Origin of the sequence: Pseudomonas sp. NPDC089408, assembly GCF_044749445.1 — a bacterium.
Taxonomy (GTDB): Bacteria; Pseudomonadota; Gammaproteobacteria; order Pseudomonadales; family Pseudomonadaceae; genus Aquipseudomonas.
The window spans coordinates 12,001-36,556 of record NZ_JBIVHY010000026.1 but is presented as its reverse complement, the minus strand read 5'-3'; the positions used below and the strand labels follow the sequence as shown (position 1 = coordinate 36,556).

The following is a 24,556-nucleotide window of genomic DNA, read 5'->3' as shown; positions in this document are numbered from 1 at the left end:
CCAAGCTTATTTCGAATGGGGGACGGTGGTACGAGAAAATATTATGTAGGCAATACAGAAGGAGCACACTAGCGCACCAGACCGCACTCATCAGCCTGAGGAAAGCAATATTTTTAATACTCATTTTAGAGCACCCGCACGAATGCGGTAGATAATGCAACCTGAACTCTCAATCGGAGGTTTCTTATTGAAAAGCAGATTCTGCATTAGGTTAGTATTCTCTGCCTTTAGGACTCGAACCGTCAACGTAACGCTATGCTTAACCAACCTGATCAGAATTCGAGTACCGGCATAAATGTGAATATATCTTAGAGCAGAACTTATCCAACCAACAAAGAAGCCGAAGCAAGCCAGAGATTCTTTCGACCTGGAACCATAAGCACCCGAAAAGAGCCCCATCAGTCGGAATATCAAATCCCGTATATACTCGTCCAATTGATGATGAGTAAAACACGCTGCCATTCGTTTATACGCGACTTCGAATGCTTTCATGCTCAAAACAAAAGAAAAAAATGCTCCGAACCAATTGCCACCGCTATAAATACCCCTTAGATTAATAGCAAAAGGTGATAAGGCGCTTGGTTTTTGAGAATGACACTGCCCCCCTTCACAAAGACGGCCGGGCTTCCGACCAAATGCGCAGTAGGTTGCCATGCGGCAGGGGCAAAAAAGGACACTCCTGTGAGGAATCGACTGTGCGAGCATTACCACTCCGGTTTTAGCCGTTTTGGACGCCACAGATGATCGAATCTTGGAGGTATTCAGGTTCAAAATAGTGCACTTCATGGGGTATCCGAGGGATCAGGTCGGACAGCGAATTCATTTTCATTGAAATGCCATAGCCTTGACACGAAAAGGCCTGCATACAGCTTCCATTCTTTGTGGCGGCGAAGGTTAATCTCTCAATACAGCTTCAGTCAAGGCAGTACCCCATTCTCGGCGTCAGCGCGAGTTCTCGGGAGCTCCGAGGGCTCAGGCTCACAGGAGATGTTGTGTGCTATAAATCTGCCCCTTTCGCCACCCAAAACCGCTCAACGGTCGTCAAAAAACCATCGCGAACATGTCAATTTTACATCACCAGCCAGCGACATAGTTGAAAACAGGTACTCTAGTGCAGCGCAAGGGGGAATAAGGTTGAGTTTTTCGTCCCCTACCAGTGTGGTCTTTCAGAAATACCACTGAAAATCATCTGCCCAGCTCTCGTGCTGCGCGAGCGACTGAGGCAAGGATGTCCTCGGCCTTCTTGCACTACAGAAATGACTTTGGGTTTTGGTCGTAGATTTCCAGGTAGTGCTCGATTGACGGCTCCAGATGCTTATCGCTGGCATGTGCCTGATGCCTGATGCCTGATGCCTGATGCCTGATCCAATTCTCGTTCAGCGTTAAGAAAAAACGCTCAACCAGATTCAGCCAGGACGCCGCGATAGGTGTGGAGTGAATGCTGTAACGCGGTCGCGCCGCAAACCGCGCCCTGACCCTGTCTGTCTTGTGAGTTACGTACTTGTTCTTGAGCAGAACAATCGACATGTCGGCAGGCACTGACACACCGGTCTCTCTCAGAAAAGCGAGGAACTCAGGACTTTGACGTTGGCGTTGGCGTTTGAGTCGGACGGTCACCTCACCGGCGACCACATCCCAAGCAGCAAACAGCGAGGTCGTTCCCTTCCGCTGGTAGGCTCTGTACGAAATCCCGATAAACCCTGTCGCCGCCACTGAAACGCAGAGATTTTGGAGATTTCCCAGCCACCGACGGAAAGGAATTCTATGATGGCAAAGCGTTATGAACTCTCGGACGACATGAGATGTGGTCGCTGATCTCTTCATCGAATCCCTCGTCAGAGATAGGCCGCGCTTCAGCGATCGACTGATGCAGGATGGTGTACTGTGGGTGCTTTGTTCGGGCGCTGCGTGTCGTGATATGCCCGAGCGACCTGGGCCTTGGCCGACTGTCGGTTTCTAGGATGGCGAAACCAGAAAACATCCTTTCAAACTATCAAATTCTCAGGCGGCTGCACCTCAAATTCAATGATCAAGGTTTGATCGACTTGCAAACTTGGATGATTGACTCGACAGCTTTGTGAGCTACCCGCGCCTCATCTGGCGGTGCGGAAAAGGGGGGGCTGATGAGCCTGCCGATCACGCTTTAGGCCTCAGGCGTGGTGTCCTAACTACCAAATTCACATGCTCTGCGACGCCAACGGTGCGCCGTTGCGCCTCCTTCTCTCTGGCGGGCAAGCCAGTGATATGCGCTTCGACAAGCTCGCAAAAAGTTATGCCGCAATTGTCTCGCGGGCTTGTGTCATGCGGTGTATGCGACGGTTTTTTTCAGACAGCGCCTAGGCGCTAGAGCCACCGTGACACTAGATCCTTACTCGTAGCCAAGCGCTGCGCGATGTGATTGCCTGATTCGCCTGTTACACAAGCTTGGATTAACTCCGCGCGCAGTCAAGAAACCTGAGCGCCTTGCGAAGCTTGATCCAGCGTAGCAATGCCGGCTTTCAGCTTCGGTAAGGGTAATGACGGCTGCGGGTCGGCTAATGCCGATACGCACCCTGTGTGAAATTATAAAGAGCTTTCGCGTTATTTCTCAAACACCAAATTAACTTACGCGCTCCTTTGCCATTTCAGCCCGGAAAAATCCGCGGAGCACTGATGCGTAGACTCTATGAATTATAATCTTCACATTGACCAAGCCTATTAGATACAAGTGCAACAATTAACACGACGACAAATGAAGTCAAAACTCCCATTCCAAACACTGCTGTCAGAATCCACATGCATTGGCCTCCAATGAACAGATAGCACGACTATCCTCACGTTTGGTTACAGCATTAAGACAAAACCAAACCGTTCATCTGCTTACTTGGTGCTGGAGGAGTGAGTTAGGCCGGAGGTGTCAAATACCGCACTATTCTCTCTGGAGAGCTATGATCAAGAAGATTCTCGCGTTGGATCACTCGCGTTCTGCTACGCAAACTCTTAGGTTTTACCTGCTTGCGCTCACCTGATATGATATTGCCTTTTTTTACTCCCTCATAGGACTGATTGCCTCGCATCCCGTTGTGTCTCTTTCGCTGTGGAAGCATACTGCCTCTCCTCCTGACAATGAACGTACGGCGCTGCCTCACTGGACTTCATGACTGCTTCCCCTTTTTTTCCCAAAGAAAGCAAAATTTTATTTCGCTTGCGACGAGCTCCGCTTGAGAATCACCTTCGTATCCTGGTACCGCGCTGGGCAGGGCGGCCGTTGGACATTGCCAGCAAAGAGCTGCCTTCCAATGCTTCATTTGTAAATTACGTACGCCATCATCGGATCGTGGACCCCGACACAGGACTAACAATCGACTTGGTGGAGAAGTCGATTCGCAAGCTGCTGTTTCTCAGCAGTCAAGAGGCTCGCTTTCACCGTCTTACGGGGATGCTCAGCGCATCTCAGGGCTTCCGGCACCCACAGTGTCTTGGAGTGATTGACACACCGTGGGAAAGCCTGATTTTTACAACCTTTGTACCAGGTAAGCCACCTCGCATGCAGACTATCGCAAGGTATCTAGGTCTTTGCGTTGCAGAGCAGGAACGCTTGAGTAATTCGTACCTTGCAGCCCAGTCCATTTACCAAAAGCCCTTGCTCTGGACCATGGATTTTTTTCGCCCTTGGTTTTTGGTGCGCCCACGCTTCAATTTCACCCGATATCTGCCCGTTCTGAAGACCTTGGAGATAAATGACAAGCGCTTCTCCGGGCTTGCGGACGAATTTGAAGCATTCGTGCCGTATCTGCGCCGCCTCGCCCACGATGTGCAGCCAAGCCCTCGCTGCATCAGCCACATGGACTACCTACGTAAAAACCTTTTCGTGGAAAACGGCCATCTGCACCTGATTGACTGGAGCGAAGTGAAGGTCGGCCGAGTCGGGTTCGATGCCGGATCTTATTTGGGCAGTCTGTTCAGGCGTAAAGACATTACAGAATTTCTTTCTGCCCAAGCCGAGTTCACCCAAGGCTATCTCGCAGGCCTCCCGGAGCAGTTTTCGGCTCAGGAAGCCTTACGAAACATGCATTATGTGTTCCTGCTGACCGCCCTTTACCATTGCCTGCGCCCTGAGATCATCGCTGAATATCGTACCCGCATAGACATGACTGACCTGCTGGGTAAGTACAGATACCTGCTAAGCCTGCTTTGAATTGATATCAATTTGATTCCACCCCCTTCAATCTACCACTGATCATTCTCCGGGAAATTTTCCACCTAGACCCTCCAAAGAAGGCGAATTTGTATTAAAATCCGTTCTTTTGCAGCCCACTAGCTCCTCAAGGCCACCCTGGCCTTGCCGCTCGCCCTAACGGACCCGCTTCACGTTTATGGATGACGCTTCGCCTCGCCAACGCTTGCTGATCCTGTCAAAAGGCGCTCAGCAGATTGCCACCCTGCCCTCGCTGCTGCCCGAATTCAGGCTGCAGAGCGGTGCTGCGAGCGACATTTCTGAAGTGGACTTGGTGTTGGCATGGGGTAGAAAGCCTAGCGCCTTGCTGGCGATGGTCGAAGCTCTGAAAGCGGGGAAAAACGTACTCACGGTAGAGGACGGTTTCGTCCGCTCGATGGGCCTAGGCGCCGAAGATCCCCCACTGTCACTTACGGTAGACGACGTTGGCGTCTACTACGATGCCAGTCAGCCATCACGACTGGAGCAGTTAATCAGCGAACCTCTTACTGAGGACGAATACAGCAGGGCTTTGGCGCTCAAGGCGCTCTGGCAGGAAAATCGGGTCTCCAAGTACAACAATGCGCGTATCGAAGCACACGACCTCCCCTTGGACTGCGTGCTCGTCGCCGATCAAACCTCCGGCGACGCGTCCCTCCAAGGGGCGACAGCTGATGATTTCGCCGCGATGCTTGCGGCGGCCCTTGCCACATTCCCTGACAGCACTATTTTGCTCAAAGTACATCCTGACGTGGTCGCTCGACGTAAGACAGGGCACTTTGATCTGAGCGCGGTCAAAAAAATACCAAGGGTCCGTGTACTGGCACAAAATATCCACCCCGCCGAACTGCTGTCGCACGTTCGTGCTGTGTACGTAATGACTTCGCAGTTAGGTTTTGACGCATTAATGTGGGATGTCAAAGTCCACACTTGGGGAATGCCGTTCTATGCCGGCTGGGGTCTCACCAATGATCGCCTATCTGCGCCTGAACGACGTAAGCCTGCCTGCCTTGCCCAGCTGATTCACGCGTGTCTAGTGCGCTACTCCCGTTACACCTGCCCGGAGACAGGGCAGCCAAGCACGCCTGAGTCGTTGATCCGTTGGCTTGGCCTACAACGCTATCACCGGAGCTTGTTGCCATCGGCAGTGCAGCTGTGTGGCTTCAGTCGCTGGAAGCAACCACTCGCCGACCTGTTCTTCAATGGCAGCGCGATCCGGCTTGTCAAAGCCAGGAAAAAAGCCTCACAGACGCTTCCCGTAGTGGCTTGGGGATGTAAAGACGATGCCCAGTTACTGAATCACCCTCTTCCTGTGCACCGAGTGGAAGATGGATTTTTGCGCTCCGTTGGCCTGGGTGCCGGTAAAGCTCGTCCCCTTTCGTGGGTGATTGATGATCTTGGGATTTACTACGACGCCACCAGACCATCACGCCTAGAGCAGATTCTTGCCAACCGTGTCTTCGAGGAGTCACTACTCGCACGTGCGAATGCGTTACGCCTTGAAATCTGCAGCGCAGGATTGACCAAATACAACTTGACCGGAAAACCATGGCTGCGACCAGCAGCTACGCAAAAGGTCATCTTGGTGACTGGACAGGTTGAAGGAGACGCGTCGATTCGTTTCGGTCGCACCCGAGTATCCACCAATTTGCAGCTACTCCGCGCAGTACGTGAAAGCAACCCTCAGGCCTGGGTACTTTACAAACCACATCCGGAAGTATTGGCGGGCACGCGCGCCTGCGGTGACGACGAGGCGCAAACGGGGGCTTGGTGCGACGAGGTGATAGGCAATACCCCCTTGAATGACCTGCTGAAGGTTGTCGACGAAGTACACGTACTGACCTCGCAGTCAGGCTTCGAGGCTTTGCTTCGCGGCGTTCCAGTCACTACCTATGGCCAACCATTCTACGCCGGCTGGGGTCTAACCACAGATCTGGAACTTGAAGACGCTGTGAGGCTAAGACGAAACCGAACGTTGACACTGGATGAACTGGTGGCAGGAACACTACTGCTTTATCCCACCTACGTCAGCCGAATCACCAATCGCTTCACCACCGCAGAACAAACACTTTACGAATTACAAAATTGGCATGCGTTACCGCAGCTCGGAGCAACATCCAGATGGCAGGATTTGAAACGACGGTTGAGCAGTTTGCTGGGCAGGAAGCGCCCGGCAGCCTGATTCTCGAGCCGACGCGTCGTCCGCTGCTGGGGATTCCGCGTAACAGTTTTCTGTTTCTTCAGGGCGTCAGTTCGCCCTTTTTCAATCGGCTGGCCAAAGGCCTTCGTGCAATTGACCAGCGGGTGCATAGCATAAGCTTCAACGTTGGTGACGTGCTCTACGGTTCAGGTTCACGGCGACGCTGCGGCCAGCAAACGTCTGACCTGGAAGGCTACTACGCCCAGATTTTCCGCGACCTGGACATCACCGACCTTGTCCTGTTCGGCGACTGCCGCCCGGTGCACCGCACCGCGATAACACTCGCCCGCCTGCAAGGCATTCGCGTGCATGTGTTCGAAGAAGGCTACTTCCGCCCGTACTGGGTCACCCTGGAGCGCGACGGCGTCAACAACAACTCGCGCCTGCCAAAGGACCCAGAATGGTACCGCGAAGTGGGCAAGTACATTCCGCGCTACCAAAACGGTAACTCGTTCAAGTTGTCCTTCACCGCGCGCGCAGCACATGACGTGATGTACCACGCAGGCGGCACCCTCAATGCGCTGTTCTACCCGAAATACCGCACCCACGCGCCCTTCAACGCCGCAGTGGAATACGCCGGTTTCATCCGCCAAGGCCTTCGCCTGCTCCGCGCCCGTAGCCGCGACGACGCCCTGGTCGCCGATGTCGCCCGCGAACGCCAGCCCACCTACCTGCTGCCACTGCAGCTGGACAGCGACGCGCAGATCCGCGATCACTCGCCGTTCGACAACATGACCCAGGTCATCGAGCATGTGATCGACTCGTTCTCGCTGAACGCCCCGTTCAATGCGCGCCTGCTGGTCAAGAACCACCCGCTCACGCCCGGCCTGGTCAACTACCGGCGCGTCACCGAAGCGCTGGCCCGTGAGTACGACGTAGCCGACCGTGTCGAGTTCATGGAAAGCGGGCATATGCCTACCCTGCTCTCGCACATCAACGGCATGATTACCGTCAACAGCACCGCCGGGGCTTCGGCGCTGCTGCACGGCCGCCCGACCATCACCCTGGCCGACCCAATCTACGCCATGCCCGGCCTTACCCACCAAGGCAGCCTGGCTGACTTCTGGCACACCCCGGACATGCCAGACATCAAGCTCTTCCATCGCTTCCGCAACACAGTCATCCACACCACCCAGGTCAACGGCGGCTTCTACACCGCCTGCGGCATGGACATGGCCGTGGCCAACTGCCTGGAAGTGCTGATGGCAAAAACTTCAAGAATCGAAAAATACCTATGAGTTCGCACGCCTCTCCCCGCTGCATCCTCATCACCGGCGCCACGGGCGGTATCGGCGGCGCGCTGGCGCCGGCCTATGCCGCCCCGGGCGTGACGTTGATCCTGCAAGGCCGGCGCCATGAGCGCCTGGCGGAAATGGCCGAGCAATGCCGCGCCCTGGGCGCCCAGGTGCTGCTCGAAGCCCTCGACGTGCGCGACCTGGACGCGCTGCGGGCGATGGTGCGGCGGGTAAGCGAGCAGCATCAGCCCGACCTGGTACTGGTCGGCGCCGGGCTTAACACCGCCGTGGGCGCCAATGGCGAACCGGAGGCCTGGAACGACAGCCGCGCGCTGATGGAAGTGAACGTGATGGCCGCGCTGGCCACCGTCGAGGCGGCCCTGCCGGCCATGCGCAGCCGTGGCAACGGGCAAATCGCCCTGTTCAGCTCGCTGGCGGGCTGGCGTGGCTTGCCGGTTACCCCCACCTACAGCGCCAGCAAGGCTGCCATCCGTGTGTATGGCGAGGCCATCCGCGACTGGCTGGCGCCGGAAGGGGTGAAAGTGAATGTGATTGTGCCGGGGTATGTGGAGTCGAAGATGTGCTTCGAAATGCCCGGGCCAAAACCGTTTCTGTGGACCGCCGAAAAAGCGGCCCGGCGCATCAAGCGCGGGCTGGCGGCGAACCAGGCGCGTATCAGTTTCCCGTTCCCGCTCAACCTGGGCACCTGGCTGCTGGGGCTTATCCCGCAGTGGCTTTCTTCGATGATCCTGCGTGGGCTGAAGTACAGTGATTGAAATTTCCTTGTTGCCGGTTGCTGTGATCGGCCTTGGCCTGACCGTGGCGGTCGAGCGCCTGCTGCACCCCCGCCCTGCCCTGCGCCGCCCGGCCGATTGCTGGATGCTGCATGCAGGGCTGTGGTGCGTCGGCTTTGGGCTGCTGTATGCGCTGACGGCGCGGCCGTTGTTCAGTGGGGTCAACCTGCTGTTGCTGTGGCTGCTGATCGTGCTGGTGAGCAATTCGAAGTATCACTCGCTGCGCGAACCGTTTGTGTGTGCAGACTTTGAATATTTCAGCGATGCAGTGAAGTTTCCGCGCTTGTACCTGCCGTTTTTCGGTTTTGGCAAGGCGGCGTTGCTGGCGGTGGGCTTTCTGGTTTACCTGTGGGCGGGGCTGAGCTTCGAGGTGCCGGGTGCGCGGCTTGCGGCGCTGCTGCCGCTGGTGGTAGGGCTGGGGTTGTTGCGCTTGGGGCATCGACCGGTGCAGCCGAGCTTTGATGCCGAGCGTGATGTGCGGGGCTGGGGGTTGGCGGCCAGTTTGTGGCGGTACTTCTGGGCGGCGCGGGCGCCGGTGGATCGGGCGGGGTTGGGGTCGCCGTTTGGTGATATGACTGGGGCGGCCTCTTCGCGGGGCAAGCCCGCTCCTACATCGGGCTTTGGGGAGGCAGGCTCGCTGCCGGACTTGGTCTCGGTACAGAGCGAGTCGTTCTTCGATGTGCGCGAGCTGTGGGCGGGTGTACGCCCGCAAGTTCTCGACCAGTACGACCTGCTGGCCAGCCAGGCGCTGGCCCGTGGCAAGCTGCAAGTCGCGGCCTGGGGCGCCAATACGGTGCGCACCGAGTTTGCCTACTTTACCGGCATCCCTACCGGCCGGCTGGGCGTGCACCGCTTCAACCCGTACCGGGTGCTGGCTCGCCAGGGCTTGCCCAGCATCGCCTCGAAGCTGAAGGCGCAGGGCTACCGGACCATTTGCATCCACCCGTACGACGGGGGGTTCTATGGCCGTAACAAGGTGCTGCCGGCCCTGGGCTTCGATGAGTTCATCGATGTGCGGGCGTTCAACGCTTCGCAAAAGGCCGGGCCGTTCATTGGCGATTGCGCCGTGGCAGAAAAAATCCGCGAGCTGCTGCAGGCGCCGGGGCGCACCCAGCCGTTGTTCATCCATGCGGTCACCATGGAAAACCACGGCCCGCTGCACCTGGAAAGCGTGGCCGCGCACGAGCTGCCCACCTGGTTCGACCGCCCGCTGCAGCCGGGTATGCAGGACCTGGGGCCTTACGTGCGCCATATCTGCAATGCCGACCGCATGCTGGGCATGCTGCGTGAAACGCTCATGGCTCACCCCAACGACGCGCTGCTGTGCTTCTTTGGCGACCATGTACCGATCCTGCCCGAGGTGTACCAGGCGGTCGGCGCGCCAGCCGGTGACACCAACTACCTGATCTGGTCCAACCGCCACCAGCCGGGCTGCCGTGCCAGTGCACTGGCGGTGCAGCAGTTGTCCAGCACCTTGCTGGCCCATGCCCAGGCGCCTGTGGCAGGCCGGCATGCGCCCGCTGCCACCGCCGGGGTAGCCTGACAACGTGCTGCGTATCGTGCTGGGATCGGACCTGGCGCCGGAGCGCGCCGCAGACCCCGCCCTGGCCCGCTTGCTGGCCGAAGGGCGTGGGTCGTTGGCGTTTCTGATTGGCAATACGGCCTGCCGCTATCGCCTGCTGGGCACGGCTATTAACTGGGACCGTGTGCTGCTGGCCTTCGATGGCGAGCAGGCATTGGGCTTTGCGGCGTTCAAGCATGGCCGGCGTGGGCCGTTTGCCTTGCACTGGCGGCCGTTTGTTCGTGAATTTGGCGTGCTGGCTGGCTGGGTGCGGTTCACCGGGTTCTGCCTGAGCGAACTGCGCGAATGGCGCTACCCGTTCTTGTTGTACGGGCTGCGGGTCAGCAAGGCGGCCCGCCAGCAAGGCGTGGGTTCGGCGCTGGTGCGGGCGTGCTGCGCGCATGCTGCCGCGCAGGGCTTTAGCCAGGTCGAGCTGGAAGTGCCGCTGAACAACCCGCGCGCGCAACGCCTGTACCTGCACACCGGCTTTGCCCTGCGCCGCAAGCGCTGGGTGCCGTTCCCGCCGGTGCGTAACATGTGGCGGGCAGTGTAATGCATATTCTGGAACAACCATGTGCCCAGGGGCTGTGGGAGCAACTGTCTTGTTCAAGACCTGAAAGTTTGCGCAATCTCTGTGGGAGCGGGCGAGCCCGCGAACACCGGCTACACCGGTGCCATGCACCGCGGCGCTTGCTTCGCGGGCACGCCCGCTCCCACAGGGCCTGTGCTGTGCTTGATAGGCGGTGGTTGCCATGAGCGCTGACTTGCCTGCCAACACCGGCCAATTCACACCCCCAGAGGCTTTGGTAGACGGCACCGGCTGGGTCGGCATCATGTCGCAATGGGTGGCCTTCAAGGTCCTGCACCTGCCGCAGTTCCTCGGCCCCGAAGGCCCGCCCTTCTGGCTGTGGCGCCGTGGCCGCAAGGCGCCCAAGGGGCTCAAGGCTATTGCCGGTATCGGCTACAAGCAGTCGTCGGCCCATGCGCGGGTGCTCTGCCAACGCTGGGGGCTGCCGTACATTGCGCTGGAGGACGGTTTCTTGCGTTCTTCCTCGCTGGGCATCGAGGGCGATACGCCGATGTCGATGGTGATCGACCCGGTGGGCATCCACTACCTGGCCGACCGGCCTTCGCTGCTGGAAAACATTCTGCAGCATCCCGAGGCGCTCAGCCCCTACGAACTGGACTGCGCCCGCGAACTGATTGCCTTGATGCGCAGCAGCGGCATTGGCAAGTACAACAATGCCCAGGACCTGCCCGCCGACGACCCGCTGGGCCGCGAGCCGCCGCTGGTGCTGGTGGTGGACCAGACTGCCGGGGATTATTCGATCCCGGGCGGCGGGCTGTGCGAAGCCGACTATGTGCGCATGCTGGATGAGGCCTTGGCAGAAAACCCGGGCGCCGACGTGCGCGTGCGCATTCACCCGGACTGCCTGGGCGGGCAAAAGCCCAGTTGCCTGCTGGATGCGGCACGGGCCCGCGGGGTAACGCTGGAGGCACGGCCGGTGGCTTGGGCGTCACTGGCCCGGCGTGCCCGGCGGGTGTACGTGGGCACCAGCCAGGCCGGGCTGGAGGCGTTGATCCAGGGCGTGCCGGTCACCTGCTTCGGGCTGCCGTTCTACGCGGGCTGGGGGCTGACCGATGACCGCATGGCCATCCCGCGCCGGCAGGCCCGCCCAGACCTGGTACAGCTGGTGGCGGCGGCTTATGTGCGTTACTGCCGCTATGTCGACCCATTGACCGGGCAACTGACCGATGCCTTGACCGTTGCCCGCCAATTGGCCAGCAAAAAAGCCCGCGACGCGGCGTTTGCCGGGCCTACCACGGTGCTGGGCGTGAAGCGGCACAAGCAGCACAACATTCGGCGCTTTTTTGCCAGCCGCTGGGGGCAGTTGCGCTTCAGTGTCGACAGCCCGCACCTGGTCAGCCAGGTAGCCGCCGAACAGGGCCGCCTGCTGGTGTGGGCGGCGCGCGAGCCGGCGGGCCTGGCTGAACGTGCGCGCCTGGCGGGGGTGCCGCTGTGGCGGGTCGAGGACGGCTTTTTGCGCTCCACGGGGCTGGGCGCCACCAACAGCCCGGCGCTGTCGCTGGTACTGGACCGGGGCGGCATTCATTACGACGCGCAGTCTGCCAGTGACCTGGAGCAGCTGTTGCAGCATGGCGCATACGATGCCGCCAGCCTGGCCGAAGCGGCGCGCCTGCGGGTGCAGATTGTGACCAGCGGCACCAGCAAGTTCAATTTGCGCAGCCGTGTGCGGCCCGTCTTGCTGGGGCAGCCGGGCCAGGCGCGGGTGCTGGTAGTCGGCCAGGTCGAGGATGATGCCTCGGCACTGTGCAGCGGTGGCGGTGCCGGGTGTAACCTGCGCCTGCTGCAACAGGTGCGTGCGCGGTTGCCGGATGCCTGGATTTTGTACAAGCCGCACCCCGACGTGGAAGCCGGCAAGCGCCGCGGGCAGATCGCCCCGGCACAGTTGGTGGGGCTGGCCGACCAGGTGCTGGCGGGGGTGGACATCGCCGGCCTGTATGGCCAGGTCGATGCGCTGCATACGCTCAGTTCCACTGCCGGTTTCGAGGCGTTGTTGCGCGGGGTGCCGGTGGTGACCTATGGCACACCGTTCTATGCCGGCTGGGGCCTGACCGAAGACCACCAGCCATTGCCGCGCCGCACCCGGCGCCTGACCCTGGACCAGTTGGTAGCCGGCGCCTTGTTGCGCTATGCGCGCTATGCCGACGTCCAGCAAGACTTGCCCTGCGATGCCTGGCACGCCCTCGCCTGCCTCAGCGCGCCCCACACGGCGCGGCTGGCCCATCGGCGAATGGCGCCGTTGCTCAACTATACCCGGACCATGCTCGGCTGCGGCCGGCCACTGGCCCCATCAAAGGACTAGAACATGCCTGTTTCGATCAAGGACATCGGCCGTTACGCCGCACTCCCCTGGCATTGCATGCAGCTGGCGACCCACGCCAAGTCGTTCGAGAACAACCCGGTACTGGGCAGTGCCCGGCTCAATGCCCTGGGCCTGCATGTGCAGCGCCGGCAGCTGGCAATGGCCATGGCCGGTTACCGGCGCAATGCGCTGGCGTCGCGGCTGGATGCCGGCGAGCGCGAGCATTTTGAGCAGAACGGTTTTTTCATTCGTGAAAACGCCCTGCCTGCCGAGCAGTTTGCGGCCCTGCGTGCCGAGCTGGGGGCATTGCGCAGCACTGGCTGGGAAATGCGCCAGGGCCGTGCGGTTACCCGCCGGGTCAGCCTGGACCAGGACGTGCTGGCGCAAAACCCGGCCAGCGCCGCGTTTGTGGCAGACCGTGGGGTGCGCGACCTGATTGCCTATGCGTCGTCCAATACCGGTGGCATTACCTACCAGCTGCAGTCGATCGTGATTGACGCGGCCAATGCCGACCAGGACCCGCAGACCCGCCTGCATGCCGACACCTTCCACCCTACGGCGAAGGCGTGGTTGTTTCTGGACGATGTGGAGGATGACCAAGGGCCGTTCAGTTACGTGCCAGGCTCGCACCGCCTGACGCCGGAGCGTTTGGCCTGGGAGTATCGTCAAAGCCTGGGGGCGGCGCGCTCCAGCGAGCGGATGCACCGTGAGGGTTCGTTCCGCATCGACGAGCCCGAACTGGCCGCCCTCGGCTTGCCACCGCCACGCCGCTTTGCGGTGCCGGCCAACACCCTGGTGGTGGCGGACACCTCCGGTTTCCATGCCCGCTGCGCAAGCCACCAGGCCAGCCACCGCGTCGAGATTTATGCCAGCCTGCGGCGCAACCCGTTCATCCCATGGCGCGGCGCCCACCTGTTTGCGCTGCCGTGGATTGCCAACCACCATATGCGCTGGGATATCCGCCTGAAGCGGTTGATGGGGTTTGGCAAGAAGAGCCATTGGCGGTTTGTGGAAGAGTTGAATGCGTATGAGGCGCCGTATATCTGACCGGTTCGGTGTGAGGCTGTAAATGGCCTGGCTCTGGTTTTGTTGGGCCTGGGGGGTATGGCCTGGGTTGTGAGGGTATGGCTTGAGGTGTATGGCTTGAGGTGTGCAGAGCTGCTGATATCGAGCGCCGCCCGCGCGGCGCTTCGCGGGGCAAGCCCGCTCCCACATCTGTTTCGGGCCAGTCACTCCTGTTACATTCGCGCGCGCACCCTTGGTGCATGGCAGGAGATAGGTTGAGGGCAACTAGCCCCCCCGATACCAAATGGAACCAACAAGGCGGACAGAGGTGATCTCACAGGCATAATTGGCCCGAAACAGATGTGGCAGCGGCCTTGTGCCGCGAAGCGCCGCGCGGGCGGCGCTCGATCTCAGCAACCACACACACCCTGAGCCATACCTATCCAGCCTCTCATAGAACAAACTCTAACTTATTGATTTGGTGAAACTTGTGGGAGCGGGCTTGTCCCGCGAACACCGGCAAAGCCGGTGCCAGACACCGCGTTGCCTGCTTCGCGGGACAAGCCCGCTCCCACAATGGCCATTGTTCTCTGCGAGACAGCGCAGCCCGGAAGGGCTGGGTGATCTCCTACAAAATCCAAGCCATACCCACCCAACATCCTGCAATACCTATCCCCGCCGCCCAATCGCAAGCCCGCCTATGTTTTCCTCACACATAGATTCGAGGAATTCACATGGAACGTGCGCAATCCCACCTCCTTCGGCGTGGCCGCATTTCTGAACCTGGCAGGGTTTACCTCCTGACCACCATCACTCACAAGCGAAAGCGGGTATTCACCAATCTGTTATTTGCTCGTGCGGTGATCCAGCAACTACGCCAGGCGGAACGCGACGGTGCATGTCGGTCATTAACCTGGGTGGTCATGCCAGACCATGTTCACTGGTTGCTCGAGTTGAAGGACACAACGCTTTGCAGCTTGATGCGCAGGTTCAAGTCACGCAGCAGCCATGCCCTGTATCAGAGGGGGTTCCGGCGCGAAAGGGTGTGGCAGGCGGGCTATCAGGATCGGGCGCTTCGCCGGGATGAAGACGTCATCCGGGTCGCAAGGTATGTGATCTGCAATCCGATTCGGGCGGGGCTGGTTAGCCGGGTGGGCGAATACCCGCATTGGGATGCCATTTGGGTTTGAGAGGTATGGGGGCTGGCTGGTGACTGGCTGGCAGGGGGATTGGTTGGTGCCTGGCTAGAGTTTGGCTAGTGCCTTCCAAGTGCCTGGCTTTGGCTCTTCAGGGTTGCTGAAATCGAGCGCCGCCCGCGCGGCGCTTCGCGGGGCAAGCCCGCTCCCACATTTGTTTCGGGCCAGTCATTCCTGTGAAGTCACCTCTGTCCGCCTTGTTTGTTCCATCTGATATCGGGGGAAGCCAGCCGTCCTCCGGCTATCTTCTGCCATGCACTAAGGGTACGCGCGCCTCTGTAACAGGAATAACTGGCCCGAAACAAATGTGGGAGCGGGCTTGCCCCGCGAAGCGCCGCGCGGGCGGCGCTCGATTTCAGCAACCCCACAAAACTAGAGCCAGACCTTGCGAAAACCCTACAAAACTAAAGCCAAGCCTTACAGCAACCCCACAAAGCTGCAGCCAACCCCGACAACCCTCACCCCAACCGCGCCATCTCCTGCGCCACCACCGCCACGGTATGCCGAACCTGTTCTTCCGTATGCTCGCAAGACACAAAAAACCGCACCCGCGCCGAATGCTCCGGCACCGCCGGGTATAAGATCGGCTGGGCATTGATGCCGCGTTCAAACAGGGCTTGGGATAAGCGCCCGGCCTTGAACGAGCTGCCGGTAATCACCGGAATGACCGCCAGGCCGGTACTGGTCGCGGTGTCCAACCCCGCTTCCTTGGCCAGCCGCAAAAACAGCTCGCCACGCGCCTGCACCTGCCCCACGCGTTCGTGGTCATCCGCCAGCAGCTTCAACGCCGCCAGCGCAGCCGCCGTAACCGCCGGTGGCATGCCAACGCTGTACAGAAAGCCCGGCGCCAGGAACTTCAGGTGCTCGATCAAGGCGGTGCTGCCAGCAATGTAACCGCCGCAACTGGCCAGGGTCTTGCTCAATGTCCCCATCCAGATATCAACGTCATCACCCGCCAGGCCAAAGTGCTCGCGAATGCCTTTGCCGGTCGCGCCCATCACCCCCAGCGAATGCGCTTCATCCACCATCAGGAAGACTTTGTGCTTGTGCTTGAGCTCGACGAAGCGGGGCAGTTCGGGGTAGTCGCCATCCATGCTGTAGATGCCTTCCACCACCACCAGCACCCGCTCGAAGTGCTGGCGCTGCTCGCCCAGCAAGCGGTCCAGCGCCTGCCAGTCGTTATGGGCAAAACTCAGGCGGCGGGCACCGGACAGCTGAATGCCCTGCAACACGCTGTTGTGAATCAGCTCGTCATGCACCACCAGGTCGCGTGGGCCGAACAGGTAGCCGATGGTGGTGACATTGGTGGCGTGGCCGCTGACCATCACCACCGCATCGTCCACCTCGTACAGCCTGGCCAGTTCGCGCTCAAGCTCGCGGTGCAGCGGGCGGTCACCCGAAACCGGGCGGCTGGCCGACACCGAGGTGCCGTAGCGGTCAATCGCAGCCTTGGCCGCTTCGGCCACGTGTGGGTGGCCGGAATAGCCCAGGTAGTTGTAGCTGGCAAAGTTCAGGTACTGCTGCTCGCCAATCTGCGTCTGCGCACCGGCCGTGCCCTGGTGCAGGCGGAAGAACGGGTTGCTCAGGCCCAGGCGCATGCCGCTCTGCTGGATCACCCGCAGTTGCTGGTACCCCGGGTGCTGATCAAAGCGATAGTGCGCCTCGGGCACCTTCAGGGCAGCCTGCTGCACCTGCTCCAGGGTCGCGCCCTGCTCGCCCTCGGCCGCTACGTGGCGGCGTCGGGCGAGGGCTTGCTGGATCAGGCGTTGCTTGGCATCGCCACCAAGGCCGGTCGGGGTTCTGGCTGTCATCTGGCGCTCTTAATCAATCAATCGGTTAGGTGCCGCGCTGCTGTCGGCCAAGGCTGCGTTCATCTGTGCCAACTCTTCGGCACTGTGTTCACTGCCATGGCGGGCAAGCACATTCTGCGCCAGTTGTTCTTCGCCGCTGCCCGCGTCACCGCGCAGCAGCTCCAGCAGGCGCACGGCCAGCTTGTCGATGCTGGAGCTGTCGCTCAGTTCCATCACCGGCAGGCGAATACCAAAACGTTCCTCCAGTGCCACCACCAGCTCCACGCTCATCAACGAATCGAGCCCCAGTTCCTGCAGCGGTCGCTGGGCATCCAGGCGGGCCGGCGGCAGGCGCAGAATCTCGCACACCTCATGCTTGAGCATCTCGGCGAAGCGTTCGAGCAGCTCGGCATCGTCAAGTTCCGCCAGCATGCGCTGGATGTCTTCGCTGCTGCCTTCGTCTTCCTGGTCGCCGCCATAGGCGCGGGCCAGTTCGACAAAGCGTGGCGTGCTGGCACTCGGCAGGAAGCGCGCCAGCGCCTTGAAGTCCAGTTCCAGCACGCCATGGCCGTTGTCGCCGTCCAGCAGCATGGCCTCGAGCTGGGCCAGGGCCACGTCGGCGCGCAAGGCAGCGCCACCCATGCGGCTTTGCAGGGCGTCCTTGATTTGGCTGTTGCGCGCCAGGAAGCCGACATCGTCGATGGCACCCCACAGCACGGCAGTGGCTGCCTGGCCCTGGGCACGACGGTGCCGTGCAAGGGCTTCGAGCCAGTGGTTGGCCGCCACGTAGTTGGCCTGGCCGGGGTTGCCGAACAGGGTGGTGGCCGAGGAGAACATCACGAAGAAGTCCAGCGCCAGGCCCTGCGTCAGCTCATGCAGGTACTGCGCGCCCTTGGCCTTGGGCTCCAGCACGCGGCGCAGCTGGTCTGCCTCAAGGTTGCGGATCAGGCTGTCGTCGATCACGGTGGCCGCATGCACCAGGCCACGCAGTGGCCATGGGCTGGCAGCGATGCGCTCGAACACGCCCTGCAGTTGCCCGCGGTCGGTGATGTCGCAGGCCACCGCCTGCACATCGATACCTTGCGCCTGCCACAGCGCCAGCTGCGGCTGGGCTTCGACGCTGGCCGGGCCGCGGCGGCCCAGCAGCACCAAGTGGCGGGCCCCCTTGTCGATCAGCCACTGCGCCGTGCGCAAGCCAAAGCCACCCACGCCACCGGTGACCAGGTAGCTGGCATCGGCGGCCAGCTGCAAGGCCCGCGGCGGCTGCGCGCGGGTGTCGACGGTCTGCTGGATGGGGTTGGCATAGGTCACCACCACCTTGCCGATCTGCCGCGCCTGCTGCATGTAGCGGTAAGCTTCGACCACCTGGTTGGCGTCGAACTCGCGGAACGGCAGCGGGTGCAAAATGCCTTGGGCAAACAGCTCCATCATTTCGGCGAACAGCCGGCGGGTGAGCGTTGGGCGCTCGCTCATCAGCTGGTCGGCGTCGATACCGAAGTAGCTGATGTTGTTGCGGAACGGGCGCAGGCCGATGCGGGTGTTCTGGTAGAAGTCGCGCTTGCCCAGCTCCAGGAAGCGGCCAAACGGCTTGAGTACCTGGAAGTTGCGGTTGATAGCTTCACCGGCCAGCGAGTTCAGCACCACATCCACGCCACGCCCGCCAGTGGCCGCCAGCACCTGGTCGGCATAGGCCAGCGAGCGCGAGTCGTAGACGTTGTTCACGCCCAGCAGGCGCAGGAAGTCGCGCTTCTCGTCGCTGCCGGCCGTGGCATGGATCTCTGCCCCCAGCCACTTGGCAATCTGGATGGCGGCAATGCCCACGCCACCGGCAGCACCGTGAATCAGCACCTTCTCGCCCGGCTCCAGGCGCGCCAGGTGATGCAGCGCGTAGTACACGGTGAAGAAGGTACTCGGAATGGTCGCCGCCGCCTCGAACGACATCCCTTCAGGGATGCGCGCCACGGCGTTGGCGTTGGTCACCAGGCGGTTGGCGAAGCTGCACGGGCCAAAGCCCACCACGCGGTCACCGGGGGCAAAATCGCCGAGCACGTCGGCACCTTTGCCTTCGACCACGCCGGCAAATTCAAAGCCCAGGGTGGGGCCGGAGAACCCGTTTTCAATGGCTTCGTCCGACAGCAGGCCAAGGGCGAACATCACATCGCGGAAGTTAAGGCCGGTGGCACGTACGGCGATATCCAGCTCGTCTGACGCGGGCTGGCGCGGCTCGCGCACTTCCCAGCGCAGGTTGCGCAGCTGGCCAGGCAGGTCGAAGCCCAGGCATACCCACTGTGCTTCGCTGGCGCTGTGGCGCGGCTGGTCAGCCAGCACCCGCAGGCGCGGCACATAGCGACGGCCATCGGCATCCAGGGCCAGCTCGGTTTCGTTGTCGGCATGCAGCAACGCTGGCAACGCCAGTTCGATCGCTGCCGCGTGGGCCAGGTCGAGCTGACGGATACGGCAGGTGGGCGATTCGTTGGCCAGGGTGCGGCCAAAGCCCCAAAATGCAGCGTCGGCAATGCCCGCCACGTCAGCGGCGCTGTCGGCGCTGTACAGGTGCTCGGCAGCGCCGCGGCTAACCAGCCAGCACTGCGGCGCAATCGCCAGCGACTCGCAAGCCTGTACCAGTGCAGCCGCCAGCATGCAGCGCTCGGCCTGGCCGTCCAGGCCGGCAGCGCTGTCGAAGCCGGCCAGGTGCAGCACATGCTCCGGCGCCTGGGTCATGGCGCCAAGCTGGGTGGCCAGCGCCTGGGCATCACCCGGCAGCAGCAGGTCGACCTGCTGGCCATGGGCGCGCAGCTGCTCGGCCAGGCTCAAGGCCGCTGCCTGCCCGGCTTCGGCAAGCACTGCCCAGCGCTGCACGGCCACGCTTGGCGCAGCTTCAGCCGCCGCAGGCTTGTCGGCCAGCAACAGGTAGCTGCCACAGGCGCTACCTGGCAACGCGTCCAGCGTGCGCAGCGCCGTCAGGCCGTGGCGCTGCAGTTCGTGGCTCCAGAATGCCGGCGCCTGCTGACGCGACAACGCCTGCTGCGGGCCGGCCAGCCACCACTCGGGCTGGGCACCAAAGACGAAATCGGCCCAGCGTGCCGGGTACTGGCCCAGCAGCGCCAGCTGGCCGTGCGGGTTAAGTTGGCCGCAGGCCAGGCGCAAGGCATCGCCCACCGCACCCAGTGCGCCCAGGTCGGTTGGCACCAGCACCCAGTCGAAGCTACCGGCTTCAGCCAGTTGCTCCAGGCCAAGCACCTCCAGCGCCGGGCAGTCGTCACGCAGGCGCTGCTCAAGCTCGGGCTCGGCCACGCAGTAGGCATAGTCGAGGCGGTCGAAATCCAGGCCGGCGTACAGCAGCTCGGCAAACGAGGCGCCGCCAAAGCCGATTTCCAGCACGCGCAGGCGCTGGCCAGCCGGCAATTGCGCCAGGCGCTCGGCCAAGGTCTGGCCGATGCCGGTCAGCAACTGCTGCTGCCCTGCCGCGCCCAGCACCAGGCGCGCCAGGCTGGCTGCGCTGGTTTCCCGTGGCTGCAGGGTATCGAACAGCACGCTGCCATCAAGCAAGGCCGGCAGGTGGCGGCCGATACGGCCCACCGTGTGGATAATCTGGAAGTACTCGGGGTAGCTCTGGAACAGCTCTTGCCAGATGGCTTCCGACGCCGGGCGCTCGCCCTGGTCAGCCAGTTGCCAGCCGCCGTCGGCGCTGCGCAGCAAGCTGCCGTCCTGCTCGGCCTGGCGCAGCAGCGCCGCCAGGAAGTCGCCCTGGGCCTGCGACCACAGTGCCACCTGCTCGGCGCTCAGGCGGCCACCGGCCTGCTCCACGGCATCCAGCACAAAGCTGCTGCACAGCACGTCCAGCAGCGGTTCCACTTCGTTCAGGTAACGCACCTGCGCCGGCTCGTCGGCCAGGCGTTGCAGGGCTTCGGCCAGCGGCGTGCGGGCCACGGCATGGCGCTGCAGCGGCACCACCTTGCCCGGCGCCGCCAGGCCCACATGGCCCATGCGTTTGATATCGCCGCTGCGGTCGTACTGCAGGCGTACGGCACGCATGCGCGCGTCCTTGATCGCCAGCACGGCAGCGCCGCTGGCATCGAACAGGGTGAAGTCGACCAGCAGCGAATGCGCGGTGCGCTTGCGCTGGCGCACCTCGGCCAGCACCGGTACACCGCCGGCGTTGGTGAAGGCGATGCGGCCCAGCTTGACCGGGATAAAGGCCAGGCCGTCGTTACGGCCCGGGCGGCTGGCCAGCAGCTCGGTAATCAGCTGGAAGGCACCGTCCAGCAATGCCGGGTGCAGGTGCAGGCCAGCCAGTTCGTGTTCGATGGCAGCTGGCACAACCAACTGGGCCAGCACCTGCTCTGGCGTTACCCAGGCGGCGGCCACGGTCTGGTAGGCCGGGCCGTAGTTCAGGCCCACCGCGCGGGTCATCGCCAAGTGCTGCTCGCCGGTAAAGTCGGCCGGGCGTGCTGGCAGCGCCGGGGCACGGGCGTCCAGCAGCACACCGCGGGCTTCGCCCGGCAGGCGGGCGACCACGTGCTGCACCCAGTCTTCGCGGTGCATCAGCGTGCGCGAGCTGATACGCAGGGTGCCGTCGGCCTCTTCGACCTGCACGCGCACTTTCTTGCTGTTATCGCTGCTGAGCAGTAACGGGTTGTGGATTTCCAGCTCTTCGATATCGACGAACTCGCCCGGCTGGTGCAGTTGCGCCACGGCCAGGGCCAGTTCGGTAAAGCCTGCCCCCGGGAACAGCACCGACTCACCAACCTTGTGGTCGGCCAGGGTCGGGTACTGCTGGGTGTCCAGGCGGTTTTCCCAGGTCAGTGCGCGGTCGGGTACCGGGTAGCCGAGCAGCGGGTGGACGCGCTGGTGGCTCAGTTGGCCATTGGCCTCGGCACTCACCGGCAAACTGAAGTGGTCATGCCGCCAGGCATAGTTGGGCAGGCGCAGCGGGCGCCCGGCCACCGGGAAACGTACCGGCCACTGTGGCTCGACCGCGGCAATCTGCAGGCGCGCGACGGTACGTTCCAGCAGCAGCGGGCTGTGGTCGTTGCGCTTGAGGGTGGCAATCACCTGCCCTGGCTGTTCGCACTCGGCCAGCACGTCGGTGACGTAGCTGCGCAGGATCGCATGCGGGCCTACTTCGACGAACAGGTTCAGGCCGCTGCGCACCAGCGCCGCCAGCGCGCCCTGGAACAGCACCGGGAAGCGGATGTTCTGCCACCAGTACTGGCTGTCCAGGCGCTCGCCGTCCAGTTGGCCACCGACCACGGTGGAGTAGAACGGAATGTGCGTGGCACGCGGGCGAATGTGTGCGAGGTCGGCGATGACCGCCTGCTCGATGGGGTTCATGGCCGGCGAATGGAAGGCGTAGTCCAGGTCCAGGCGGCGGGCGAACACCTGACGCTCGCCCAGGGCCTCTTCCAGCGCTGCCAGGGCGTCGACTTCACCGGCCACGGTGGCGCCGCGGGCACTGTTCTCGCCGGCCACCACCAGGCGGCCGTCCAGTTTCAGTTCGGCAATCAGTTGCGCCGTGGCCTCACCCGACAGGCCGACCGCGGTCATCTGCCCGGTGCCACGGGTCAGGCCTTGCAGGCGGCTGCGGTGGTAGATGACCTGGGTGGCGTCTTCCAGGCTCAGCGCACCGCTGGCCCAGGCGGCGGCCACTTCGCCCACACTGTGGCCGATCACCGCCACCGGCTGAATGCCTTCGGCAGCCAGTACCTTGGTCACCGCCACTTGCAGGGCAAACAGCGCCGGCTGGGCAATTTCGGTACGGGCATAGCGGCCTTCGCCGTTGTCACCCAGCAGTTCGGCGCGCAACGAGTAGCCGGCCAACGGCTGGAACAATGCGTCCACTTCATCCACTGCAGCGGCGAACAGCGGTTGGTCGAGCAGCGCCCGGCCCATGCCCTGCCATTGCGAACCGTTGCCGGAATAGACAAACACCGGGGCCGACGCGCCGTCCAGCGCCTGGCCGGCCTCCAGCAGCGCGCTCAGCTCGCTAAGGGTCGGGTCCTGGGCGTAGTCGTCCAGTGCCTGGGCGGCTTCGGCAGCATTGTCGCTGACCAGCAGCAGGCGGTGGCTGTGCGCATCGCGGCGGTACATGGCCTGGTAGGCGACATCGTAGTAGTCGGCCTGCGGGTGCTCGGCCAAATAGGCGGCAAAGCGCTCGGCGGTTGCGCGCAGGCCTTCTTCGCTCTTGGCGCTGAGCAGCAGCGGCACCCGCTGGGCAACCGTTGCTGGCGCAGCAGGTGCTTGCGGCTCGGGGCTTTGCAGGATGACGTGGGCGTTGGCCCCGCCAAAGCCGAACGAGTTCACACCCACGGTCAGCTGGCCTTCGGCCTTCAGCGGCAAGGGTTCGGTAACCACCTGCAGGTTGAGGTCGGCAAAGGCGATGTTCGGGTTCAGCGCCTGTACGCCAATAGTGGCGGGCACGGTGCGCTCGGTCAGGCAGTTCAGCGCCTTCATCAGGCCGGCCGCACCCGAGGCTGCTTCCAGGTGGCCGAGGTTGCTCTTCACCGAGCCGATCGGCAGCGGGTTATCGGCGCCACGCGCCTGGCCCAGTGCCTCGCCGATGGCGCGGGTTTCAATCGGGTCACCCACCGCGGTACCGGTGCCGTGGGCTTCCAGGTAGTCCAGTTGCTCGGGGGCGATTCCGGCCTGGGCGTAGGCGCGCTTGAGCAACGCGGCCTGGGCCTCGGCATTGGGCAGGGTCAGGCTGGACTTGCGCCCGTCAGTGTTCACCGCACTGGCCGCCACCACCGCCAGAATGGTGTTGCCATCGGCCACGGCCTGGTCGTAGTCCTTGAGCAGGAACAGCCCGCCGCCTTCGGACCGGGCGTAACCGTCGCCGTTTTCGTCAAACGACTGGCAGCGGCCGGTGCGCGACAGCATGGTCGCCTTGGCGAAGATCATGAAACCGAACGGGTGCATGTGCAGGCTGATGCCGCCGGTTACGGCCTGGTCGACATCACCGCTGAGGATGGCCTGGCAGGCCTGGTGGAAGGCCACCAGCGACGACGAGCACGCGGTATCGATGGCCATGCTCGGCCCGCGCAGGTCGTAGAAGAACGACAGGCGGTTGGCCGCGATGCTCATGGTGTTGCCGGTGGCCGTGGCGCCATCGATGGACGACAGGTCTTCGAGCAGGCGGTACGACTGCTCGACACCGGCAATGCCCAGGTACACGCCGCAGTTGCTGCCGCGCAGGCTGGACGGTTTGATCCCGGCGTTTTCGAAGGTTTCCCAGCACATTTCCAGCAGCATGCGCTGCTGCGGGTCCATCATCGCGGCTTCACGCGGCGAGATACTGAAGAAGCCTGCGTCGAACGCGCTGATATCGCCCAGGGTGCCAGAGGCGAAGGTGTAGCTGGTTGCAGGGCTGGCCTTGTCCGGGTGCAGGAACTCGCGTTTGTCCCAACGCGACGGGTCGACCTGGGTTACCAGGTCGCGACCGTCCATCAGGTTTTGCCAGAAGCCGGCATTGGAAGAGCCAGGAAAACGGTACGCACTGCCAACGATTGCAACCTTTCTACGCTTGATCAAAACCTATTCCTTCAAATCTCATCGGGCACCGTCCCATCCGCTGGACAGCCGGCATGCCTGGCCTGGCCATGAAGCTGGCCGGTCGTTGTACGTCACTGATGATTGTCTGGTTACCTGAAGCAGCATGCACGCGGCGGGCGCAAGACTTTTGGTCTGAGGCTG

General features: G+C 62.2%; 11 protein-coding genes and 2 pseudogenes. 10 read left to right on the top strand and 3 right to left on the bottom strand.

Annotated features, from left to right (window positions below):
- Positions 1–1,185: 1,185 nt before the first annotated feature.
- Positions 1,186–1,674: pseudogene (locus ACIP02_RS25790) on the bottom strand (transposase); the annotation flags it as partial.
- 93 nt (positions 1,675–1,767) lie between these two features.
- On the opposite strand from ACIP02_RS25790, the pseudogene ACIP02_RS25785 reads away from it, so the two are divergent.
- From ACIP02_RS25785 to ACIP02_RS25740, 10 genes and pseudogenes are all read left to right on the top strand, one after another.
- Positions 1,768–2,340, top strand: a pseudogene (locus ACIP02_RS25785) (hypothetical protein).
- A 796-nt stretch (positions 2,341–3,136) separates the two neighbouring features.
- Positions 3,137–4,177 carry a phosphotransferase family protein gene (locus ACIP02_RS25780; RefSeq protein WP_400622424.1) on the top strand — a complete coding sequence of 347 codons (1,041 nt, stop codon included), beginning with the start codon at positions 3,137–3,139 and terminating at the stop codon, positions 4,175–4,177.
- A 178-nt stretch (positions 4,178–4,355) separates the two neighbouring features.
- Positions 4,356–6,377 (top strand): capsular polysaccharide biosynthesis protein, encoded by a 2,022-nt coding sequence (locus ACIP02_RS25775; protein ID WP_400622422.1) that lies wholly within the window; start codon positions 4,356–4,358, stop codon positions 6,375–6,377.
- Positions 6,317–7,633 (top strand): capsule biosynthesis protein, encoded by a 1,317-nt coding sequence (locus ACIP02_RS25770; protein ID WP_400622420.1) that lies wholly within the window; start codon positions 6,317–6,319, stop codon positions 7,631–7,633. The genes ACIP02_RS25775 and ACIP02_RS25770 overlap by 61 nt, the downstream gene beginning before the upstream one ends.
- Complete coding sequence (locus tag ACIP02_RS25765) at positions 7,630–8,406, top strand: SDR family NAD(P)-dependent oxidoreductase (RefSeq protein ID WP_400622418.1); 777 nt, start codon at positions 7,630–7,632, stop codon at positions 8,404–8,406. The genes ACIP02_RS25770 and ACIP02_RS25765 overlap by 4 nt, the downstream gene beginning before the upstream one ends.
- A 7-nt stretch (positions 8,407–8,413) precedes the next feature.
- Positions 8,414–9,967, top strand: coding sequence for an LTA synthase family protein (locus ACIP02_RS25760; protein WP_400622416.1), 1,554 nt, complete (start codon positions 8,414–8,416; stop codon positions 9,965–9,967).
- Positions 9,968–9,971: 4 nt separating this feature from the next.
- Positions 9,972–10,538: a GNAT family N-acetyltransferase gene (locus ACIP02_RS25755; protein WP_400622414.1), complete on the top strand. Its 567-nt coding sequence runs from the start codon at positions 9,972–9,974 to the stop codon at positions 10,536–10,538.
- A 199-nt stretch (positions 10,539–10,737) separates the two neighbouring features.
- The gene (locus ACIP02_RS25750) at positions 10,738–12,873 is read left to right on the top strand and encodes a capsular polysaccharide biosynthesis protein (protein WP_400622412.1); all 2,136 of its coding nucleotides are present in this window, start codon (positions 10,738–10,740) and stop codon (positions 12,871–12,873) included.
- Positions 12,874–12,876: 3 nt separating this feature from the next.
- Complete coding sequence (locus tag ACIP02_RS25745; protein WP_400622410.1) at positions 12,877–13,920, top strand: phytanoyl-CoA dioxygenase family protein; 1,044 nt, start codon at positions 12,877–12,879, stop codon at positions 13,918–13,920.
- 692 nt (positions 13,921–14,612) lie between these two features.
- Positions 14,613–15,068 carry an REP-associated tyrosine transposase gene (locus ACIP02_RS25740; RefSeq protein WP_400622408.1) on the top strand — a complete coding sequence of 152 codons (456 nt, stop codon included), beginning with the start codon at positions 14,613–14,615 and terminating at the stop codon, positions 15,066–15,068.
- Between the two features lie 464 nt (positions 15,069–15,532).
- Here ACIP02_RS25740 and ACIP02_RS25735 read toward each other — a convergent pair whose 3' ends face one another.
- Both ACIP02_RS25735 and ACIP02_RS25730 read right to left on the bottom strand, forming a co-directional pair.
- Entirely contained in the window at positions 15,533–16,885 is a 1,353-nt protein-coding gene (locus ACIP02_RS25735; RefSeq protein ID WP_400622406.1) for an aminotransferase class I/II-fold pyridoxal phosphate-dependent enzyme, read from the bottom strand.
- 9 nt (positions 16,886–16,894) lie between these two features.
- Entirely contained in the window at positions 16,895–24,394 is a 7,500-nt protein-coding gene (locus ACIP02_RS25730; protein ID WP_400622404.1) for an SDR family NAD(P)-dependent oxidoreductase, read from the bottom strand.
- Positions 24,395–24,556 lie beyond the last annotated feature (162 nt).